Source organism: Streptomyces sp. NPDC034049 (assembly GCF_055575575.1).
In genome coordinates, this window is the sequence record NZ_JBVISJ010000006.1 from 151634 (window position 1) to 168741 (window position 17108).

A 17108-nucleotide genomic window follows, 5' to 3' on the forward strand; every position below is an offset into this window, starting at 1 on the left:
CCACCGACAACAGCGGCGGGCCGGTAGGACGTGTCCCACCAGCCCGCCTGATCCGCTCGGTTCGCGGCAGCGCTACGCGTCGACCTTGGCCATCACGTCGTCGCTGACGTCGAAGTTGGCGAAGACGTTCTGCACGTCGTCGCTGTCCTCCAGGGCGTCGATCAGCTTGAAGATCTTCCGGGCGCCCTCCTCGTCCAGCTCGACCTGCATGGTCGGGACGAAGTTGGCCTCGGCGGAGTCGTAGTCGATGCCCGCTTCCTGGAGGGAGGAGCGGACCGCGACCAGGTCGGTGGCCTCGCTGAGCACCTCGAAGGACTCGCCCAGGTCGTTGACCTCCTCGGCGCCCGCGTCGAGCACGACCTCCAGGACGTCGTCCTCGGACAGCTCGCCCTTGGGGACGATGACGACGCCCTTGCGGTTGAAGAGGTAGGAGACGGAGCCCGGGTCGGCCATCGAGCCGCCGTTGCGGGTCATGGCGACCCGTACGTCGGAGGCGGCGCGGTTGCGGTTGTCGGTGAGGCACTCGATGAGCACCGCGACACCGTTCGGACCGTAGCCCTCGTACATGATCGTCTCGTAGTCGGCGCCACCGGCCTCCAGGCCGCCGCCGCGCTTGACCGCGGAGTCGATGTTCTTGTTCGGGACCGACTGCTTCTTCGCCTTCTGGATGGCGTCGTAGAGCGTCGGGTTGCCCTCGATGTCGACGCCGCCCATCCGGGCCGCGACTTCGATGTTCTTGATCAGCTTCGCGAAGAGCTTGCCGCGCTTGGCGTCGATCACGGCCTTCTTGTGCTTCGTCGTAGCCCATTTAGAGTGGCCGGACATCTGCCTGTCTCCTTCGCGTTACCCAACTCCGTACGAACCCCAGAGATCCTACAAGGACTCCGCCGCCCGGTTCGCGCGCACCAAGTCGACAAAGAGGGCGTGCAGCCGGTGATCGCCGGTCAGTTCCGGGTGGAACGACGTGGCGAGGGCGTTGCCCTGGCGTACGGCGACGATGTGGCCCTCGTGCTCGGCCAGCACCTCCGTCTGGGCGCCCACGGACTCGACCCAGGGGGCGCGGATGAAGACGCCCTCCACGGGGGCGCCCTCGACGCCCTTGACGTCGACCGCCGCCTCGAAGGACTCGTTCTGGCGGCCGAAGGCGTTGCGGCGCACGATCATGTCGATGCCGCCGATGGTCTCCTGCCCCGAGCGGGGGTCGAGGATCTTGTCGGCGAGCATGATCAGGCCGGCGCAGGTGCCGTACACGGGCATGCCGGCGCGCACGCGCGCGCGGAGGGGCTCCATGACGCCGAAGAGGACGGCGAGCTTGGAGATGGTGGTGGACTCGCCGCCGGGGATCACGAGGCCGTCCACCTCGGCGAGTTCCTCGGGGCGCCGCACCGGCCTGGCCACGGCGTCGGCCGCGGCCAGGGCGACGAGGTGCTCCCGTACGTCGCCCTGGAGGGCCAGGACGCCTATGACGGGGGTGTCGCTCATGGGTGTCTACCAGCCCCGGTTCGCGTAGCGCTCGGTCTCGGGGAGGGTGTCGCAGTTGATGCCGACCATGGCCTCGCCCAGGTTGCGGGAGGCGTCCGCGATGATCTTCGGGTCGTCGTAGAAGGTGGTGGCCTTCACGATGGCGGCGGCGCGCTTGGCCGGGTCGCCGGACTTGAAGATGCCGGAGCCGACGAAGACGCCCTCGGCACCGAGCTGGCGCATCAGCGCGGCGTCGGCCGGGGTGGCCACACCACCGGCGGAGAAGAGGACCACCGGGAGCTTGCCCAGCTCGGAGACCTCCTTGACCAGCTCGTACGGGGCGCGCAGCTCCTTGGCGGCGGCGTACAGCTCGTTGTTGTCGAAGCCGCGCAAGCGGGCGATCTCGTTCTTGATCTGGCGCAGGTGGCGGACGGCCTCGACGACGTTGCCGGTGCCGGCCTCGCCCTTGGAGCGGATCATGGCCGCGCCCTCGGCGATACGGCGCAGGGCCTCGCCCAGGTTGGTGGCGCCGCAGACGAAGGGGGTCGTGAAGGCCCACTTGTCGGAGTGGTTGACCTCGTCGGCCGGGGTGAGGACCTCGGACTCGTCGATGTAGTCGACACCGAGGGACTGCAGGACCTGGGCCTCGACGAAGTGACCGATGCGGGACTTGGCCATCACGGGGATGGAGACCGCCTCGATGATCTCCTCGATCATGGTGGGGTCCGACATCCGGGCCACGCCGCCGTCCTTGCGGATGTCGGCGGGGACCCGCTCCAGGGCCATGACGGCCACGGCGCCGGCGTCCTCGGCGATCTTCGCCTGCTCGGCGTTGACCACGTCCATGATCACGCCGCCCTTGAGCTGCTCGGCCATGCCGCGCTTCACGCGGGCGGTGCCGGTCTCGGGGGTCTGGGCGGCGGAGTTGGAGAGCGTGCTGGACACGGGTTTGACCTCGCTCGGAGAAGGGGGTTGCTGCAAACACCGAGGAAACGCGAGGGGTGCGGGCCACTGCAAGGGCCAATGGGGAGGCGGTGGATCGTTTTGTGGGGGTGCGTGGGTCGGGTGCGGGTGGGTGGGGGCTGGTCGCGCAGTTCCCCGCGCCCCTGAAAAGCCGGGGCTGCGCCCCGTGCTTTCAGGCCCGCAGGGCCGTGGTCTTCCAGGCCCGCAGGGCCTGATCTTTTAGGGGCGCGGGGAACGGCGCGAGAAGCCCCACGTACCCGCACCCGCACCCGCACCCGCACCCGCACCCGCACCCGCACCCGCCGACGAAACCCGCACCCCCGAGCTCTAAGCCACCCAGAAGTCAGGACGTGGCCCGGTCGGCCAGGGCGACCGGCGGCTCGTCATCCATCTCGAAGGCCAGCGGGAAGGGCGCGTGCCCGGCGAGCCGGAACCAGCGGACCTTGCGATGCCGACGCAGCGCCCGCGCCGCCCGCACCGCGTCGTTGTGGAAGCGCCGCGCCATCGGCACCCGCCGAACCGCCTGGGCCAGCTCGTTCGCCGCGTCCTCCCCACCCGGCGCCTCGCGCACCACCTCCACCTGCTGCGGGTCCGCGAAGACGGCCCGCAGCGCCTGGCTCAGCTCGCTCTCGGCGACCTCGCGCTGTTCCTCCTCGGCCTGCCGGGCCGCGTGCGCCGCCTCGTAGAGGACGATCGAGGCGGCCGGGTCCAGCACTCCGGAGGTGGCCAGCTCCTGGGCGACCGACGCACGGCGCAGCAGCTGCGCGTCGAGCGCGGCACGGGCGGCGTCGATGCGCGCGTGCAGCCGGTCGAGGCGTCCCGCGGTCCAGCTCAGATAGAGGCCGATCGCGAACAGGACGACCGCGATCCAGATGAGTGTCGAAGTCACGGGCGGCAAGGCTACTACCGGTGTCCACCACCGCCGCGTCCGCGTTCGGCCCACCGCCAGAGGTGCGGGGGACCGCGCGAGCGGCCCCCCGCACCCGCCGGGGTCATTCCTTGGCCAGCCCCAACCGGGCCCGCAGTCCGACCCGTTCGTCCGCCGCCACCGACGCCGCGCCCTCCGTGACGGTCTCGTAGACACCGAGGATGTCGGCGCCGACGGTGGACCAGTCGAACCGGCGTACGTGCGCGCTGCCCCGCTCGCGGAGTTCCGCACGGCGGTCCGGGTCGCCGAGGAGGCGTACGGCGGCTGTCGCGAGGGCGTCGGCGTCCTCGTTGGCGAAGAGCTCGCCCGCGGTGCCCTGGTCGAGGACCTGGGCGAAGGCGTCGAGGTCGGAGGCGAGGACGGGGGCGCCGGCGGACATGGCCTCGACGAGGATGATGCCGAAGCTCTCGCCGCCGGTGTTGGGGGCGACGTAGACGTCGACGCTGCGCAGGAAGCGGGCCTTGTCCTCGTCGCTGACCATGCCGAGGAACTCGACGCGGGAGCGCAGTTCCCTGGGCAGGCTCTCGACCGCCTCCTCCTCGTCCCCGCGCCCGGCGACCAGCAGCCGGGCGTGCGGGCGCTCGGCGAAGATCCTCGGCAGGGCCTTCATCAGCACCGGCAACCCCTTGCGGGGCTCGTCGATACGGCCGACGAAGCCGAGGGTGTCGCCCTGCCAGTCCGGGTTGGGCTTGGCGCGGGCGAAGAAGTCGACGTCGACGCCGTTCGGGATGACGACCGCGTCGCCGCCCAGGTGTTCGACCAGGGTGCGGCGGGCGTACTCGCTCACCGCGATCCGCGCGCTGATCTTCTCCAGCGCGGGCTGGAGGATCGGGTAGGCCGCGATCATGGCCCGGGAGCGCGGGTTGGAGGTGTGGAAGGTGGCGACGATCGGGCCCTGCGCGGCCCAGCACGCCAGCAGGCCGAGCGACGGGGAGGCCGGTTCATGGATGTGGATCACGTCGAACGTGCCCTCGTGCAGCCAGCGCCGCACCCGGGCCGCCGACAGGAAGCCGAAGTTCAGGCGGGCCACCGAGCCGTTGTAGGGCACCGGCACCGCGCGGCCCGCGGAGACGACGTACGGCGGCAGGGGTGTGTCGTCGTCTGCGGGGGCGAGGACCGACACCTCGTGGCCGAGGCGGATGAGGTGGTCGGCCAGGTCGCGGATGTGGAACTGGACTCCCCCGGGCACGTCCCAGGAGTACGGGCAGACGATCCCGATCTTCACGGGCGTCCCTTCTCGGAGTCCGTCACGGGATCCGTCGCCGGTCTCGGCGCGGGGGGCGTGGGGCCGTCGGGACTCCTCGCGGGGTCGAGGTCCGCGAGCCACAAGCGCTGGAGCATGTGCCAGTCCTCCGGGTGGTCGGCGATACCGGTGGCGAAGGCGTCTGCCAGCGCCTGTGTCATGACAGACGTCTTCTCCACCCGGGTACCTGTCCCGGGTACCTCGATCGGGGGGTGCACGCGTCCCCGCATGACGGGCGAGTCGTCGTACCAGAGCGTCACCGGCAGCAGCAGCGCGCCGGTCTGCTGGGCGAGGAGGGCCGGTCCGGCGGGCATCCGGGTGGGCTCGCCGAAGAAGTCGACCTCGAGGCCGGACGCGGACAGGTCGCGGTCGGCGACCAGGCAGACCAGGCCGCCGTCGCGCAGCCGCCGCGCGAGGGTGCCGAAGGCGGAGCCGCCGCTGTGCGGCAGGACCTCCATGCCGAGGCCCTCGCGGTAGGCGACGAAGCGGTCGTAGAGCGTCTCGGGCTTGAGGCGTTCGGCGACCGTGGTGAACGGGATCTTCAGCTCGGTGGTGACCCAGGCGCCGGCGAGGTCCCAGTTGGCCAGGTGCGGCAGCGCGAGGACGACGCCCCGTCCGGCGGCGAGGCCGTCGGTGAGGTGGTGCAGGTCCTTGACGGTGACGCCGCCCCTGATCCGCTCCTCACTCCAGGCGGGGAGCCGGAAGGACTCCATCCAGTAGCGCAGGTACGAGCGCATCCCCGCGCGGGACAGCTCGGCCAGGCGCTCCGGGCTGGCGCCGGGCACCACGCGCGCGTAGTTGGCCTCCAGGCGGCGCACGAGGGGGCCACGACGCTTCCAGGTGGCGTCGGCGATCGTGCGGCCGAGGCGTACCGCGACAGGCTCGGGGAGCTTCTTCACGGTGCCCCAGCCCAGGCCGTACAGCCCGTCGGTCAACCGCTCCCGCAGCACGCTCACGGGGTCGCCTCGCTGTTGCGGGCGGTGTCCGGGGTGTCCTGGGCGGTCGTGGCGGCGGCCTCCGCCTCCGCCTCGGCCTCGGCGGATTCGCGGCGGACCGTGACCACGCGCTGGATCAGCGTGACGAGACTGCCGACGGCGACGATCCACAGGGCGATGGGCAGCAGGACGTCGATACCGGGCACCCCGAACGCGTGCAGGCCGGAGAGCCCGGCCGCGACCAGCGAGATCACCAGGCGCTCGGCGCGCTCCACCAGCCCGTTGACCGCCACCGGCAGACCGATCGACTCGCCGCGCGCCTTGGTGTACGACACCACCTGGCCGCTCGCCAGGCAGAAGATCGAGACGGCGCACAGGGCGAGGTCGTCGCCGTTGCCCGCGTACCAGAGGGCGAACCCGCCGAAGATCGCGCCGTCGGCGACCCGGTCCAGCGTGGAGTCGAGGAAGGCTCCCCAGCGGCTGGAGCGGCCCATCTGGCGGGCCATGTTGCCGTCGACGAGGTCCGAGAACACGAACAGCGTGATGACGATCGTGCCCCAGAAGAACTCGCCCCGGGGGTAGAAGACCAACGCGCCCGCGATCACTCCGGCGGTGCCGATCAGGGTGACCGTGTCGGGGCTGACGCCCCTGCGGATCAGAAACGCGGCGAACGGTGTGAGGACACGCGTGAAGAATGCACGCGCGTACTTGTTCAGCATGGCCTTCCCGAGGGTCGGTGTCGCCGCGTGGCCCCTGCTGGCCATCCGGCTGGCCCATCGTAGCCACGCGCGCGCGTGTGCGACCGTCGGGCACCAGCCCGCCGTGTCCCCCGGGCGGGACCGGGGCCGTGAGGAGCGATCACGTCCTTCGTATGGACGCACCGTGACGCGAGTGCAAAGCTCGAAGACACCGCGGGCGTCACCGGAGCCGCACCGCACGCGGATCGGTATGTCCGCGCCCACAGTGACCTCACCGTGCACGGGAGGCAGGACCATGGGCGACAAGGCGAACTCACATCCCGGAGCCGCCGGCAGGGCTACGGCGGCCGACCACCCCGCGTCCGTACGGAATGTGGTGCTGGTCGGCCACTCCGGTTCGGGCAAGACGACGCTGGTGGAGGCTCTCGCGCTGACGGCGGGAGCGGTGAACCGGGCGGGCCGCGTGGAGGACGGCGGCACCGTCTCCGACTACGACGAGATCGAGCACCGGCAGCAGCGCTCGGTACAGCTCTCGCTCGTCCCCGTCGAATGGGGCGGGTGCAAGATCAATCTGTTGGACACCCCCGGATACGCCGACTTCGTCGGGGAACTCAGGGCCGGTCTGCGAGCGGCGGACGCGGCCCTTTTCGTCGTCTCGGCCTCGGACGGCGTCGACGGTGCGACGCGCATGGTGTGGGAGGAGTGCGCGGCGGTCGGCATGCCGCGGGCGATCGTGATCACGCATCTGGAGGCCGCGCGGTCGGACTTCGAGGGGATGACCCGGATCTGCGCGGAGACGTTCGGCGGGGACGACCCCGACGCCGTGCTTCCGCTCTATCTCCCGCTGCACGGCCCCCAGGGCCCGGACGGGCACGCGCCCGTGACCGGGCTGACCGGACTGCTGTCACAGAAGCTGTTCGACTACTCCTCCGGCGAGCGCAAGGAGTCCGAGCCGGGCCCGGAGCAGCTGCCGGCGATCGAGGAGGCCCGCAACCGGCTCATCGAGGGGATCATCGCCGAGAGCGAGGACGAGACCCTCATGGACCGTTATCTCGGCGGCGAGGCCATCGACGTCAGGACGATCGTCGACGACCTGGAGCGGGCCGTCGCGCGCGGGGTCTTCCACCCGGTGCTGGCGGCGGCCCCGGCGGCCGAGGGCGCCAAGCAGGGCCTCGGCACGGTCGAACTCCTCGAACTGATCACCGGCGGCTTCCCCACCCCCCTGGAGCGCGAGGCGCCCACGGTGACGACCCCCGAGGGCCGCCCTCGCGAGATCACATCGGCCTGCGACCCGGACGGGCCGCTCGTCGCGGAGGTCGTGAAGAGCGCCAGCGACCCCTATGTGGGCCGGATCTCCCTGGTCCGGGTCTTCTCCGGGACACTGCGCCCCGACGAGACGGTGCACGTCTCCGGGCACGGGCTGGCCGACCGCGGGCACGAGGACCACGACGTCGACGAACGGATCGGCGCCCTGTCCGCCCCGTTCGGCAAGCAGCAGCGGACCCTCACGCACTGCATCGCGGGCGACCTGGCCTGTGTGGCGAAACTGAACCGCGCCGAGACCGGCGACACGCTTTCGGCCAAGGACGACCCGCTGCTCATGGAGCCGTGGGAGATGCCGGACCCGTTGCTGCCGCTCGCCATCCAGGCGCACAGCAAGGCCGACGAGGACAAGCTCTCCCAGGGCCTCGCCCGGCTGGTCGCCGAGGACCCGACGATGCGGCTCGAACAGAACCAGGACACGCACCAGGTGGTCCTGTGGTGCCTGGGCGAGGCGCACGCCGACGTGGCGCTGGAACGGCTGCGCAGCCGCTACGGCGTCCAGGTCGACGTCGTACCGCACCTGGTCTCCCTGCGGGAGACGTTCGCCGACCGATCGGCGGGCCGGGGCCGCCACGTGAAGCAGTCCGGTGGGCACGGGCAGTACGCGATCTGCGAGATCGAGGTGGAGCCGCTGCCCGGCGGTTCCGGCATCGAGTTCGTCGACAAGGTCGTCGGCGGCGCGGTGCCCCGGCAGTTCATCCCGTCCGTCGAGAAGGGGGTGCGGGCGCAGGCCGCGAAGGGTGTGGCGGCCGGCTATCCGCTCATCGACGTCCGGATCACGCTGCGCGACGGCAAGGCGCACTCGGTGGACTCCTCGGACGCCGCGTTCCAGACGGCGGGCGCGCTGGCGCTGCGGGAGGCCGCGGCCGACGCGAAGATCCATCTCCTGGAGCCGGTGGCGGAGGTGTCCGTCCTGGTCGGCGACTCGTACGTGGGCCCGGTGATGAGCGATCTGTCCGGGCGGCGCGGGCGGGTCGTCGGCACCGAGCAGGCGGGCGGCGGACGCACCCTCGTCCGGGCCGAGGTACCGGAGATCGAGATCGACCGGTACGCCGTCGATCTGCGCTCGCTCTCCCACGGCACCGCGCGCTTCGGCCGCCGGTACACGCGGCACGAGCCGATGCCGTCCCATGTCGCCGAGAAGCTGCGGGAGCAGGCCCGGGAGAACTGAGCGGCGGGGACGGAGGTCACCGGTGCGCGGCCGCGGCCGTCCACCGGTGGGTTCCGTGAATGTCCGTTCCCGGCGCCGCGCGATGTCCACGGCTACGGATACGCTGATCACCTGATCGCCAAGTATGGCTCGATCAGGACCAGATCAGGCTATGACCTGATCAACAGGTGTGCGGAGCACGGAAGTCGGGAAGAGCCGCAGGAGCGAGTGTGCGGCGATGGGGGCGGCGGCGGTGGCGGACAATTTCGATTTCACTCCCGGGGCACAGGTGCCGCTGACGGGCGCCGCGGGCCAGACGGCGGCGACGTACGCCCTGGCGTCGGCTGCCTACCGGGACAACGAGATCGCGGAGATCCTCAAGGCCAACAACGACTGGCACAAGTCCTCGGTCAAACCGGGTCGCAAGTGGGCCACCATCTTCCGGCCCAACCTCGGGGAGGCCTTCTCCCTGGCGGTGCGGGACCGGATGGTCGGCGCGGGCCGCAAACCGCTCATCCAGTCCTTCGGCATGGAGCCACAGGTCGTCGTCGAGCACTGCCTCGCGGCGAACAACATCCGCCGGGAGCGCGACAACTGGCTCTCGGCGATCACGGTCCTGTGCGGCCTGCTGTTCCTTCCCGGGCTCCTGCTGTGGCTGCTGGTCTTCCAGATCCGTACGACGGTCGCCAAGCGCGACGACAAGCGGGCGGGCGCCCTCGGCACCACCCTGCTGGTCGCGATGGGCGCCCTCGCCGTGATCTTCCTGCTCAAGATGCCCTTCGACGGTTTCTGGGCCTGGTACGCGCGTGCCTGCGTGGTGCTGCCGGTGGTCGGCTGGTTCTGGGCCAAGCAGATCTGTGAGCGCGCCGCGAAGGATCTGCGGGACCGCTGGGCCGGCCTGCTGGCGGGCGGCGGCATCGGCGCCAAGATCCCCGAGGCCGTGCCCGGCAGCCCCGGCGAGACCAAGGCCGAGCAGTTGCGCAAGGAGCTGGCCCGGCTCAGCGCCGAGCAGCGCTCCAACCTCGTCTTCTACGCCGGCCCCAAGGGCATCCTCGGCATGGGCACCCGCTGGGGCAGCTGGCAGCTCGCCGAGGAGCTCGTGCCGGCCGAAGCGGGCAAGGAGATCCACCCGTTCCGCAGCTGGGACGTCATACGCGCCATCCACGACCAGCTGCGCATGCTGGAGCGCACTCCACTCAACACCGGTGGTTTCACGGCCCCTTCCATCAAGCACTGGATCGTGAGCCCCATCGGCGAGGGTGCCGGCGCGGTGGCCCGGCCCGACAGCACGGACGTGGACGCCTACCAGTACAAGACCCACGCCATACAGGAGATCTGCAACAAGCAGCACTTCGGCAGCGGCAACCGCCACTACCTGGGGGTCCAATGGACCCTCTGGGACGGGCAGTTGATCATCACCATGCTGGTCACGGTGACCGTGCTGCACCAGACGCTCCGCATCGAGGTGACCGGGCACGCCCTCGGGCCGGTGCACGGCCTGTTCACGACCGGTCCCGCGGCCAAGGAGAAGGAAGTCCAGAAGTCGCTGCGCTTCTGGGAGACACGCAAGATCAAGCTTCCCCTCGTCGACGCCGACGAGGTCGTACGGCTCGCCGCGCGCGCCCCGCTGACCTGGTACCCGCCGCTGCTCAACTGGCTCGGCGGCTCCATCGGCCTGCCCGAGCCGTTCGGCCTGCGGCACGCCTGGGCCGACCAGCCGTGGCGGCACCGCTTCATGGCCGACGACGCGCTGCGCGCCGCCACACCGGTACTGCGCGTGGTGCACAACGCCGCGATCAAGGTGCTCCAGGAGAACGGCGTGGACACCGAGAAGTTCGGCTCCCGGGCCGGGTTCCTCAGCGGGGCGGTACAGGATCCGACGCCGCGGAAGGCGGACCTCTACGACGCGTGAGCGCTGCGCTGGCTTGGGCTGGGGGGGTGCGGGGGGATTGGGGGCCGTATTCGGGTGCGGGTGCGTGGGGGTTCTCGCGCAGTTCCCCGCGCCCCTGAAGGAGGCCTTCGGCCCTTCATCAAAAAGCACGGGGCGCAGCCCCTGCTTTTTGAGGGGCGCGGGGAACTGCGCGACCAGCCCCCACGCACCCGCGGACGAAAACGGCCCAATCCCCCCACGCACCCGACCCGGCAGCTACGCCGTAGGCCACGCCTCGGCCAGCATCTTCCTCGTGTCGGCCAGGAGCTGCGGCAGGATCCGGGTGTGGCCGACGACCGGCATGAAGTTGGTGTCGCCGCCCCAGCGCGGCACGATGTGCTGGTGGAGGTGGGCAGCGATGCCCGCCCCCGCGACCGAGCCCTGGTTCATGCCGATGTTGAAGCCGTGCGCGCCGGAGGCGGTCCGCAGCGCGGTCATCGCCTGCTTGGTCAGCTCGGCCAGCTCGGCCGTCTCCGGCGCCGTCAGGTCGGTGTAGTCGGCGACGTGCCGGTAGGGCACGACCATGAGGTGGCCGCCGTTGTACGGGTAGAGGTTGAGCACCGCGTACACGTGCTCCCCACGCCTGATGATCAGGCCGTCCTCATCCGATGTGGCCGGGATCGAGCAGAACGGACAGCCGTCGTCGGCCCCAGGGCCGGTCGGCTTGTTCTCACCCTGGATGTACGCCATCCGATGGGGCGTCCACAGGCGCTGGAACGCGTCCTGCGTTCCCACTCCGATCTGCTGCTCCGGCTCACTCGTCATGCAGTGCAGCATATGGCTTCGCCCGTTCGCGGCGTGTCGCCGGGTACCGACGCGGGACGGCCGGGGCGAAGCTGAGGCGATGGACCACGACAGCCTCGCGCTCCGCTGGGAACGCCGTACGGGACGCGTCCTCGCCGGGGCGTCGGCCCTCTTCCTGGCGTCGTACGCGGTGCGGGTACTGGCCCACGACCTCCCCCAGGTCCGGCTCGACCTCTGTCTCGCGGTGACCATGGCGTGCTGGGCGATCTTCGTCCTCGACTACGCGGTGCGCTGGCGGCTGAGCGGGCTGGGCCCGAAGTTCGTCCGCGTCCACTGGCTGGACACGATCGTGCTCGTGCTGCCGCTGCTGCGCCCCCTGCGTGTGGTGCAGATCCACGACGCCGTGCAGCGCCGCCACGAACGGCCCCGGCTCTCCCTGCACGCGCGCGTGGCCGTCTACGCGGGCCTCTCGGTGACCCTGCTCGGCTTCACCGGCGCCCTCGCCGTCTACCAGCAGGAGCACGACGCACCGGGCGCGACGATCCTGACGTTCGGGGACTCCGTGTGGTGGACCTGCGCCACGCTCGCCACGGTGGGGTACGGGGACGTCACCCCCGTGACGCCGCTGGGCCGGACGATCGCCGTGTTCCTGATGGCCTGCGGTCTCGCCCTGCTCGGCACGGTGACGGGCTCGTTCGGGACCTGGCTGCTCCAGGTGTTCGCGCGGGAGGACGAGCCAAGGCCCCCGGAGAGCTGAACTCTCCGGGGGCCTCGCCCCGACCTCGGTGCGGGTACGCCTCAGATCTGGACGCGGTCCGCCACGACCTGCGCGATCTTCGCGATGGCCTCCTCGACGGGGATGCCGTTCTCCTGCGAGCCGTCGCGGTAGCGGAAGGAGACGGCACCGGCCGCCATGTCCTCGTCGCCCGCGATGACCATGAAGGGCACCTTCGCCTTCTGGGCGTTGCGGATCTTCTTCTGCATACGGTCGGAGGAGGCGTCGACGTCGACGCGGAGACCCTGCTTCTTCGCCTCGGAGGCGAACTTCTGCAGGTACTCCACGTGCGCGTCACCGATCGGGATGCCGACCGCCTGGACCGGCGCGAGCCAGGCCGGGAACGCCCCCGCGTAGTGCTCCAGGAGCACGGCGAAGAACCGCTCGATCGAGCCGAAGAGCGCGCGGTGGATCATGACCGGGCGCTGCTTGGACCCGTCCGGGCCGGTGTACTCCAGGTCGAAGCGCTCCGGCAGGTTGAAGTCGAGTTGGACCGTGGACATCTGCCAGGTACGGCCGATCGCGTCCTTCGCCTGGACGGAGATCTTCGGACCGTAGAACGCGGCGCCGCCCGGGTCCGGGACCAGCGGGAGGCCCTGCTTCTCGGCGACCTGGCGGAGTGTCTCGGTCGCCTCCTCCCACGCCTCGTCCGAGCCGACGAACTTCTCCGGGTCCTTGGTGGACAGCTCCAGGTAGAAGTCGGTGAGGCCGTAGTCGCGCAGCAGGTTCAGGACGAAGGTGAGCGTCTTGTCGAGCTCGTCCGCCATCTGCTCGCGGGTGCAGTAGATGTGCGCGTCGTCCTGGGTGAAGCCCCGGGCGCGGGTGAGGCCGTGCACGACGCCGGACTTCTCGTACCGGTACACCGTCCCGAACTCGAAGAGGCGCAGCGGCAGTTCACGGTACGAGCGGCCGCGCGCGTCGAAGATCAGGTTGTGCATCGGGCAGTTCATGGGCTTGAGGTAGTAGTCCACGCCCTCGTCGAGCTGCATGGGCGGGTACATGCCGTCGGCGTACCAGTCCAGGTGGCCCGAGACCTCGAAGAGCTTCCCCTTCGTGGCGTGCGGGGTGTAGACGAACTCGTAGCCCTCCTCCTCGTGCCGGCGGCGCGAGTAGTCCTCCATGACCCGGCGGATGATGCCGCCCTTGGGGTGGAACACGGCGAGGCCGGAGCCGATCTCGTCCGGGATGGAGAACAGGTCGAGTTCGTTGCCCAGCTTGCGGTGGTCGCGCTTCTCCGCCTCGGCGAGGAAGTCGAGGTGGGCCTTCAGCTCCTCCTTGGAGGGCCAGGCGGTGCCGTAGATGCGCTGGAGCATGGGGTTCTTCTCGCTGCCGCGCCAGTACGCGGCGGCGTTGCGCATCAGCTTGAACGCTGGGATGTTGCGGGTGGTGGGCAGGTGGGGACCGCGGCAGAGGTCCTTCCAGCACAGGTCACCGGTCTTGGCGTCCAGGTTGTCGTAGATCGTCAGCTCGCCGGCGCCGACCTCGACGTCCGCGCCGTCGTCGGAGGAGGCCGACCCCTTCAGGCCGATCAGCTCCAGCTTGTACGGCTCGTTCGCCAGTTCCTCCCGGGCGGCCTCGTCGGTGACGACGCGGCGGGAGAAGCGCTGACCGCGCTTCTGGATCTCCTGCATCTTCTTCTCGATGGCCTTGAGATCCTCGGGCGTGAACGGCTTCTCCACGTCGAAGTCGTAGTAGAACCCGTCCCGGACCGGCGGCCCGATGCCCAGCTTCGCCTCGGGAAACAGCTCCTGCACGGCCTGGGCCATGACGTGTGCGGTGGAGTGGCGCAGGATGTTGAGACCGTCCTCGGAGGAGATCTCCACGGCCTCGACGGTCTCGCCGTCCCGCACCTCGTACGCGAGGTCCTTCAGCTCTCCGGCCACGCGGGCCGCGACGACGGTCCGCTCGCCGGCGAAGAGGTCGGCGGCCGTAGTGCCCGTCGTCACCACGCGCTCTTCCCGCTCGGAATCGCGTTGGATGATCACACGGACGTCGGACACCGGTCTCTCCTGACTGAAGGGGACCACCTACGGATTTCCGTAGGTGGTCCTCGAATCGTACCGAGCCAGGGGTGTCCACTGCGAAACGGTTAAGGGCGGACGCGGTCAGTCCCCTCCGCACGTCTCCTCGAAGAAGGCCGTGATCTCCGCGGTCTCCTGGAGCGACTTCATCAGCCGGTCCCGTTCGGCCTCGTCGACCTGCACGGGTGCGATCCCGTCGGCGTTCGTCAGCCGCCGGAAGCCGCCCCGGCTCTCCAGCCTGCCGTGCACCCGCACCGGCAGGCCGACGAGATGGGCCTGTCCGGCGATCCGGTACGACTCCTCGTCCAGGGTCATCCGGACGTGCGGGACCTCGGCGCCGGCGATGACCCGCAGCCGTACCGTGCCCTCGCCGCGCGCCGCCGACCGGCGCATCCGCACCACGGCCCCGGTGATCCGCACCGGCATCGGAGGTTCCGCGCGGAGGTAGCGCGCCCCGGCCTCGCGCAGTACGGGCAGGTCGCCCGGGGAGAACTCGACGGGGTCGGCCGGTGTCGCGCCGCCCTCGGGGACTCCGGCGGCGGGTGCCCAGTCGACGGCGACGCGGGCGCCCTCGGTGCCGCGGACGAGGGCGACGAGGGCCTCGGTCAGCTCGTGGCTGACCCCGGCCTCGACGGCGCCGTCGAAGGCGTCCATGCCGCCGGTGGCGCGCTGGTAGTCGATGGCCTCGCGGGCGGCGTACAGGGCCTGGTGGAGTCGTAAGGCGAGGGGGCGGCCGGTGGCGACGGGGACGAAGGCGGTCAGCCGGCGGCCGCCGGGGGCCGCGCCGACGAGGACACCGTCGAGCGAGGCGGCGGCGGGCAGGCGGTGCCGGGCGCCGTGGTAGCCGGCGCGGGCGCGGGTGGCCAGGGCCGCCGCGAGGAGCATCTGGCGTGCGGCGGAGCGCAGTTGGTCCTCGACGACCCAGGAGGCGGTGCCGAGGGGGCCGGTGGGGACGTCGCGCCACCAGTGGATCTCGTCGCTGGGCAGGGTGAGGGCGATGAGCACGTCCCGCGCGGCGGGCGAACCGCTGCGGGACAGCGCCGTGAGTGCCTCGCCGAGCAGGTCGTCGCTGTCGGGGAAGGCCCGGTTCTCCGGCACGAGCAGGCTCATGGCCCGCCCGGCCGGCTCGGGCGGGGTCCAGCGCCCGTACCGCCCGGCGGCTCCGCCGCGCCGCTGCCACCCGTGCCGTCGCAGCAGGGCGCCCAGCACGGCGGGGTCCACCTGTGCGGGGTCGGGCGGCTGGGTCCAGGTGGGTTCGACGGGGTGGGGGCGCGCGGGGCCCGCGGGCTGGTTGATGGGGCGGCGCGCGGAGACGCCCGCGGACCGCGGGCGCGGGGTGTCGTCGATGGGGCCGTGGGTCACGGTCTGCCTCCCGTTCCGACCCGCGTCATGATCTCGCAGAGCGCTCGGTCGTCGAAGATGCGCGAGGTCGGGACGCGCACGGTGGTGCGGCGCCGACCGGTGATCGGGTGTCCGGCGAGATTGGTCCAGTAGCAGCAGTGCCGCAGGTCGAGCCGGTCGTGGCCGGCCCGCAGCCACTGCTCCTGCGACCTGGGGACGATCATCACGACCAGGATCTTGTGCACCGAGACGGGGGTGCGGGCGAGCTTCGCCAGATGGTCGTTGTCGAGAGTGAAGGAGAAGGAGCGGCCCGGCGGGTTCGGCGCCAGCTGGTAGGTGGCCTTGAGCTGCACCTTGATGGTGACCTCGTCGTCGACGGTGTGACCGGGCGAGCCGTGGCTGACGTGCCAGTCGATGCCGTTGTCCGGAAAGGGCTGGGACAGGGAGCAGCCGGCGGCGGCCGCCACCGCGTGCAGATAGCCCACCTGCAGGGTCTCCATGCAGGCGGTGGTGGCGAGGGAGCCGCGGAGCGGTACCGCGTGCTCGGGCAGCAGCCCGCCCCGCTCGGGCTGCGCTATGGCCATGACCAACAGCCTTCCCCTACAGGTGTTTCTTCGTGCCGGGCCCCTGAACTGCGCAGACCCGTACTTCTGTTGTCTCCGTCCGGCGTACGGCGCAAACAGCCCGGGTATCACCAAACTGGCAGAAGACGGGACGTCAGCTGCCGTGGGTGAACGAGGAGTTGTGGACAAATGACGTGTTGGTACGAGGGACCCTTGGCGGCGTTCGACACGGAGACCACGGGCGTGGACGTCGAGACCGACCGGATCGTGTCGGCCGCCGTCGTCGTCCAGGACGCGCCCGGTACCCGTCCCCGGGTGACCCGGTGGCTGGTGAACCCGGGCGTGCCGGTGCCCGCCGCGGCGACGGCGGTGCACGGGCTGACGGACGAGCAGGTGCAGCGCGACGGCCGTTGGCCGGCGCCGGTGATGGAGGAGATAGCCAGGGCGCTGGCCGAGCAGGCGGTGCGGGGCCGTCCGCTGGTCGTGATGAACGCGCCGTTCGATCTGACCCTGCTGGACCGCGAGTTGCGACGGCATCGCGCCTCGTCGCTGGACCGCTGGTTCGAGACGACGCCGTTGCGGGTCCTCGATCCGCGGGTCCTGGACAAGCATCTGGACCGCTACCGCAAGGGCCGGCGCACGCTCACCGATCTGTGCGCGCACTACGAGGTGGCCCTGGACGGCGCGCACGACGCGGCGGCCGACGCGCAGGCCGCGATGGACGTCGTCCGCGCGGTGGGCCACCGTTTCGCGACGCGGCTGGCCCGCCTGTCCCCCGCCGAACTGCACACCCTGCAAGCCGTGTGGCACGCGGCCCAGGCCCGTGGCCTCCAGGCATGGTTCGCCCGCAGCGGCACGGAGGAGGCGGTGGACCCGGCGTGGCCGCTGCGTCCGGAGCTGCCGGCCGCGGCGGCATGAGAAAGGCCGGTCCGCTGCTGCGGACCGGCCTTTTCCCGGTGGGCGATACTGGGTTCGAACCAGTGACCTCTTCGGTGTGAACGAAGCGCTCTCCCACTGAGCTAATCGCCCGGGA

At 71.0% G+C, this 17108-nt stretch carries 15 protein-coding genes and 1 tRNA gene; 4 read left to right on the forward strand and 12 right to left on the reverse strand.

Features of this window, described 5'->3' with window-relative positions; translation table 11 throughout:
• Nucleotides 1-72 precede the first annotated feature (72 nt).
• The 7 genes from ACZ52C_RS19415 to pgsA all read right to left on the reverse strand — a co-directional run bounded on the left by ACZ52C_RS19415 (nucleotide 73) and on the right by pgsA (nucleotide 6294).
• On the reverse strand, nucleotides 73-825 hold the full coding sequence (locus ACZ52C_RS19415; RefSeq protein ID WP_329901431.1) for a YebC/PmpR family DNA-binding transcriptional regulator: 753 nt from the start codon (nucleotides 823-825) through the stop codon (nucleotides 73-75).
• 48 nt (nucleotides 826-873) lie between these two features.
• Entirely contained in the window at nucleotides 874-1482 is a 609-nt protein-coding gene (pdxT, locus tag ACZ52C_RS19420; protein ID WP_469075884.1) for a pyridoxal 5'-phosphate synthase glutaminase subunit PdxT, read from the reverse strand.
• Between the two features lie 6 nt (nucleotides 1483-1488).
• A complete protein-coding gene (pdxS, locus tag ACZ52C_RS19425; protein ID WP_469075885.1) occupies nucleotides 1489-2406 on the reverse strand; it encodes a pyridoxal 5'-phosphate synthase lyase subunit PdxS in 918 nt (305 codons plus the stop codon).
• A 361-nt stretch (nucleotides 2407-2767) separates the two neighbouring features.
• Nucleotides 2768-3313 carry a LemA family protein gene (locus ACZ52C_RS19430; protein WP_469075886.1) on the reverse strand — a complete coding sequence of 182 codons (546 nt, stop codon included), beginning with the start codon at nucleotides 3311-3313 and terminating at the stop codon, nucleotides 2768-2770.
• A gap of 103 nt (nucleotides 3314-3416) precedes the next feature.
• Nucleotides 3417-4577, reverse strand: coding sequence for a glycosyltransferase family 4 protein (locus tag ACZ52C_RS19435; protein WP_469075887.1), 1161 nt, complete (start codon nucleotides 4575-4577; stop codon nucleotides 3417-3419).
• Complete coding sequence (locus ACZ52C_RS19440; RefSeq protein WP_469075888.1) at nucleotides 4574-5551, reverse strand: phosphatidylinositol mannoside acyltransferase; 978 nt, start codon at nucleotides 5549-5551, stop codon at nucleotides 4574-4576. The genes ACZ52C_RS19435 and ACZ52C_RS19440 overlap by 4 nt, the downstream gene beginning before the upstream one ends.
• Nucleotides 5548-6294 (reverse strand): phosphatidylinositol phosphate synthase, encoded by a 747-nt coding sequence (gene pgsA, locus ACZ52C_RS19445; protein ID WP_469075889.1) that lies wholly within the window; start codon nucleotides 6292-6294, stop codon nucleotides 5548-5550. The genes ACZ52C_RS19440 and pgsA overlap by 4 nt, the downstream gene beginning before the upstream one ends.
• A 229-nt stretch (nucleotides 6295-6523) precedes the next feature.
• Between pgsA and ACZ52C_RS19450 the strand changes: the two genes are divergently transcribed.
• Both ACZ52C_RS19450 and ACZ52C_RS19455 read left to right on the forward strand, forming a co-directional pair.
• Complete coding sequence (locus tag ACZ52C_RS19450) at nucleotides 6524-8722, forward strand: elongation factor G-like protein EF-G2 (protein WP_469075890.1); 2199 nt, start codon at nucleotides 6524-6526, stop codon at nucleotides 8720-8722.
• Nucleotides 8723-8939: 217 nt separating this feature from the next.
• Nucleotides 8940-10613: a hypothetical protein gene (locus tag ACZ52C_RS19455; RefSeq protein WP_469075891.1), complete on the forward strand. Its 1674-nt coding sequence runs from the start codon at nucleotides 8940-8942 to the stop codon at nucleotides 10611-10613.
• Between the two features lie 234 nt (nucleotides 10614-10847).
• Here ACZ52C_RS19455 and ACZ52C_RS19460 read toward each other — a convergent pair whose 3' ends face one another.
• Nucleotides 10848-11408 carry an HIT family protein gene (locus ACZ52C_RS19460; protein ID WP_469075892.1) on the reverse strand — a complete coding sequence of 187 codons (561 nt, stop codon included), beginning with the start codon at nucleotides 11406-11408 and terminating at the stop codon, nucleotides 10848-10850.
• A gap of 67 nt (nucleotides 11409-11475) precedes the next feature.
• Between ACZ52C_RS19460 and ACZ52C_RS19465 the strand changes: the two genes are divergently transcribed.
• The gene (locus ACZ52C_RS19465; RefSeq protein WP_469075893.1) at nucleotides 11476-12132 is read left to right on the forward strand and encodes a potassium channel family protein; all 657 of its coding nucleotides are present in this window, start codon (nucleotides 11476-11478) and stop codon (nucleotides 12130-12132) included.
• A gap of 41 nt (nucleotides 12133-12173) precedes the next feature.
• Here the strand turns inward: ACZ52C_RS19465 and thrS are convergent, their stop codons facing one another.
• The 3 genes from thrS to ACZ52C_RS19480 form a co-directional block, all read right to left on the reverse strand.
• On the reverse strand, nucleotides 12174-14150 hold the full coding sequence (thrS, locus tag ACZ52C_RS19470; RefSeq protein WP_469075894.1) for a threonine--tRNA ligase: 1977 nt from the start codon (nucleotides 14148-14150) through the stop codon (nucleotides 12174-12176).
• Nucleotides 14151-14255: 105 nt separating this feature from the next.
• Nucleotides 14256-15533: a hypothetical protein gene (locus ACZ52C_RS19475; protein WP_469075895.1), complete on the reverse strand. Its 1278-nt coding sequence runs from the start codon at nucleotides 15531-15533 to the stop codon at nucleotides 14256-14258.
• Nucleotides 15530-16096, reverse strand: coding sequence for a DUF4365 domain-containing protein (locus ACZ52C_RS19480; protein WP_469075896.1), 567 nt, complete (start codon nucleotides 16094-16096; stop codon nucleotides 15530-15532). Before ACZ52C_RS19480 ends, ACZ52C_RS19475 begins: the two co-directional genes overlap by 4 nt.
• Before the next feature lie 168 nt (nucleotides 16097-16264).
• Here ACZ52C_RS19480 and ACZ52C_RS19485 point away from each other — a divergent pair, with 168 nt between their 5' ends.
• A complete protein-coding gene (locus tag ACZ52C_RS19485) occupies nucleotides 16265-16993 on the forward strand; it encodes an exonuclease domain-containing protein (RefSeq protein ID WP_469075897.1) in 729 nt (242 codons plus the stop codon).
• Between the two features lie 39 nt (nucleotides 16994-17032).
• Here the strand turns inward: ACZ52C_RS19485 and ACZ52C_RS19490 are convergent.
• Nucleotides 17033-17104 (reverse strand) — tRNA-Val (locus ACZ52C_RS19490).
• Nucleotides 17105-17108: the final 4 nt, after the last annotated feature.

Coding starts and splice junctions, on each gene's coding strand:
- ACZ52C_RS19415 (WP_329901431.1), bottom strand. CDS start 825: ATGTCCGGCCACTCTAAATGGGCTACGACGAAGCACAAGAAGGCCGTG.
- pdxT (WP_469075884.1), bottom strand. CDS start 1,482: ATGAGCGACACCCCCGTCATAGGCGTCCTGGCCCTCCAGGGCGACGTA.
- pgsA (WP_469075889.1), bottom strand. CDS start 6,294: ATGGCCAGCAGGGGCCACGCGGCGACACCGACCCTCGGGAAGGCCATG.
- ACZ52C_RS19450 (WP_469075890.1), top strand. CDS start 6,524: ATGGGCGACAAGGCGAACTCACATCCCGGAGCCGCCGGCAGGGCTACG.
- ACZ52C_RS19455 (WP_469075891.1), top strand. CDS start 8,940: ATGGGGGCGGCGGCGGTGGCGGACAATTTCGATTTCACTCCCGGGGCA.
- ACZ52C_RS19460 (WP_469075892.1), bottom strand. CDS start 11,408: ATGCTGCACTGCATGACGAGTGAGCCGGAGCAGCAGATCGGAGTGGGA.
- ACZ52C_RS19465 (WP_469075893.1), top strand. CDS start 11,476: ATGGACCACGACAGCCTCGCGCTCCGCTGGGAACGCCGTACGGGACGC.
- ACZ52C_RS19480 (WP_469075896.1), bottom strand. CDS start 16,096: ATGGCCATAGCGCAGCCCGAGCGGGGCGGGCTGCTGCCCGAGCACGCG.
- ACZ52C_RS19485 (WP_469075897.1), top strand. CDS start 16,265: ATGACGTGTTGGTACGAGGGACCCTTGGCGGCGTTCGACACGGAGACC.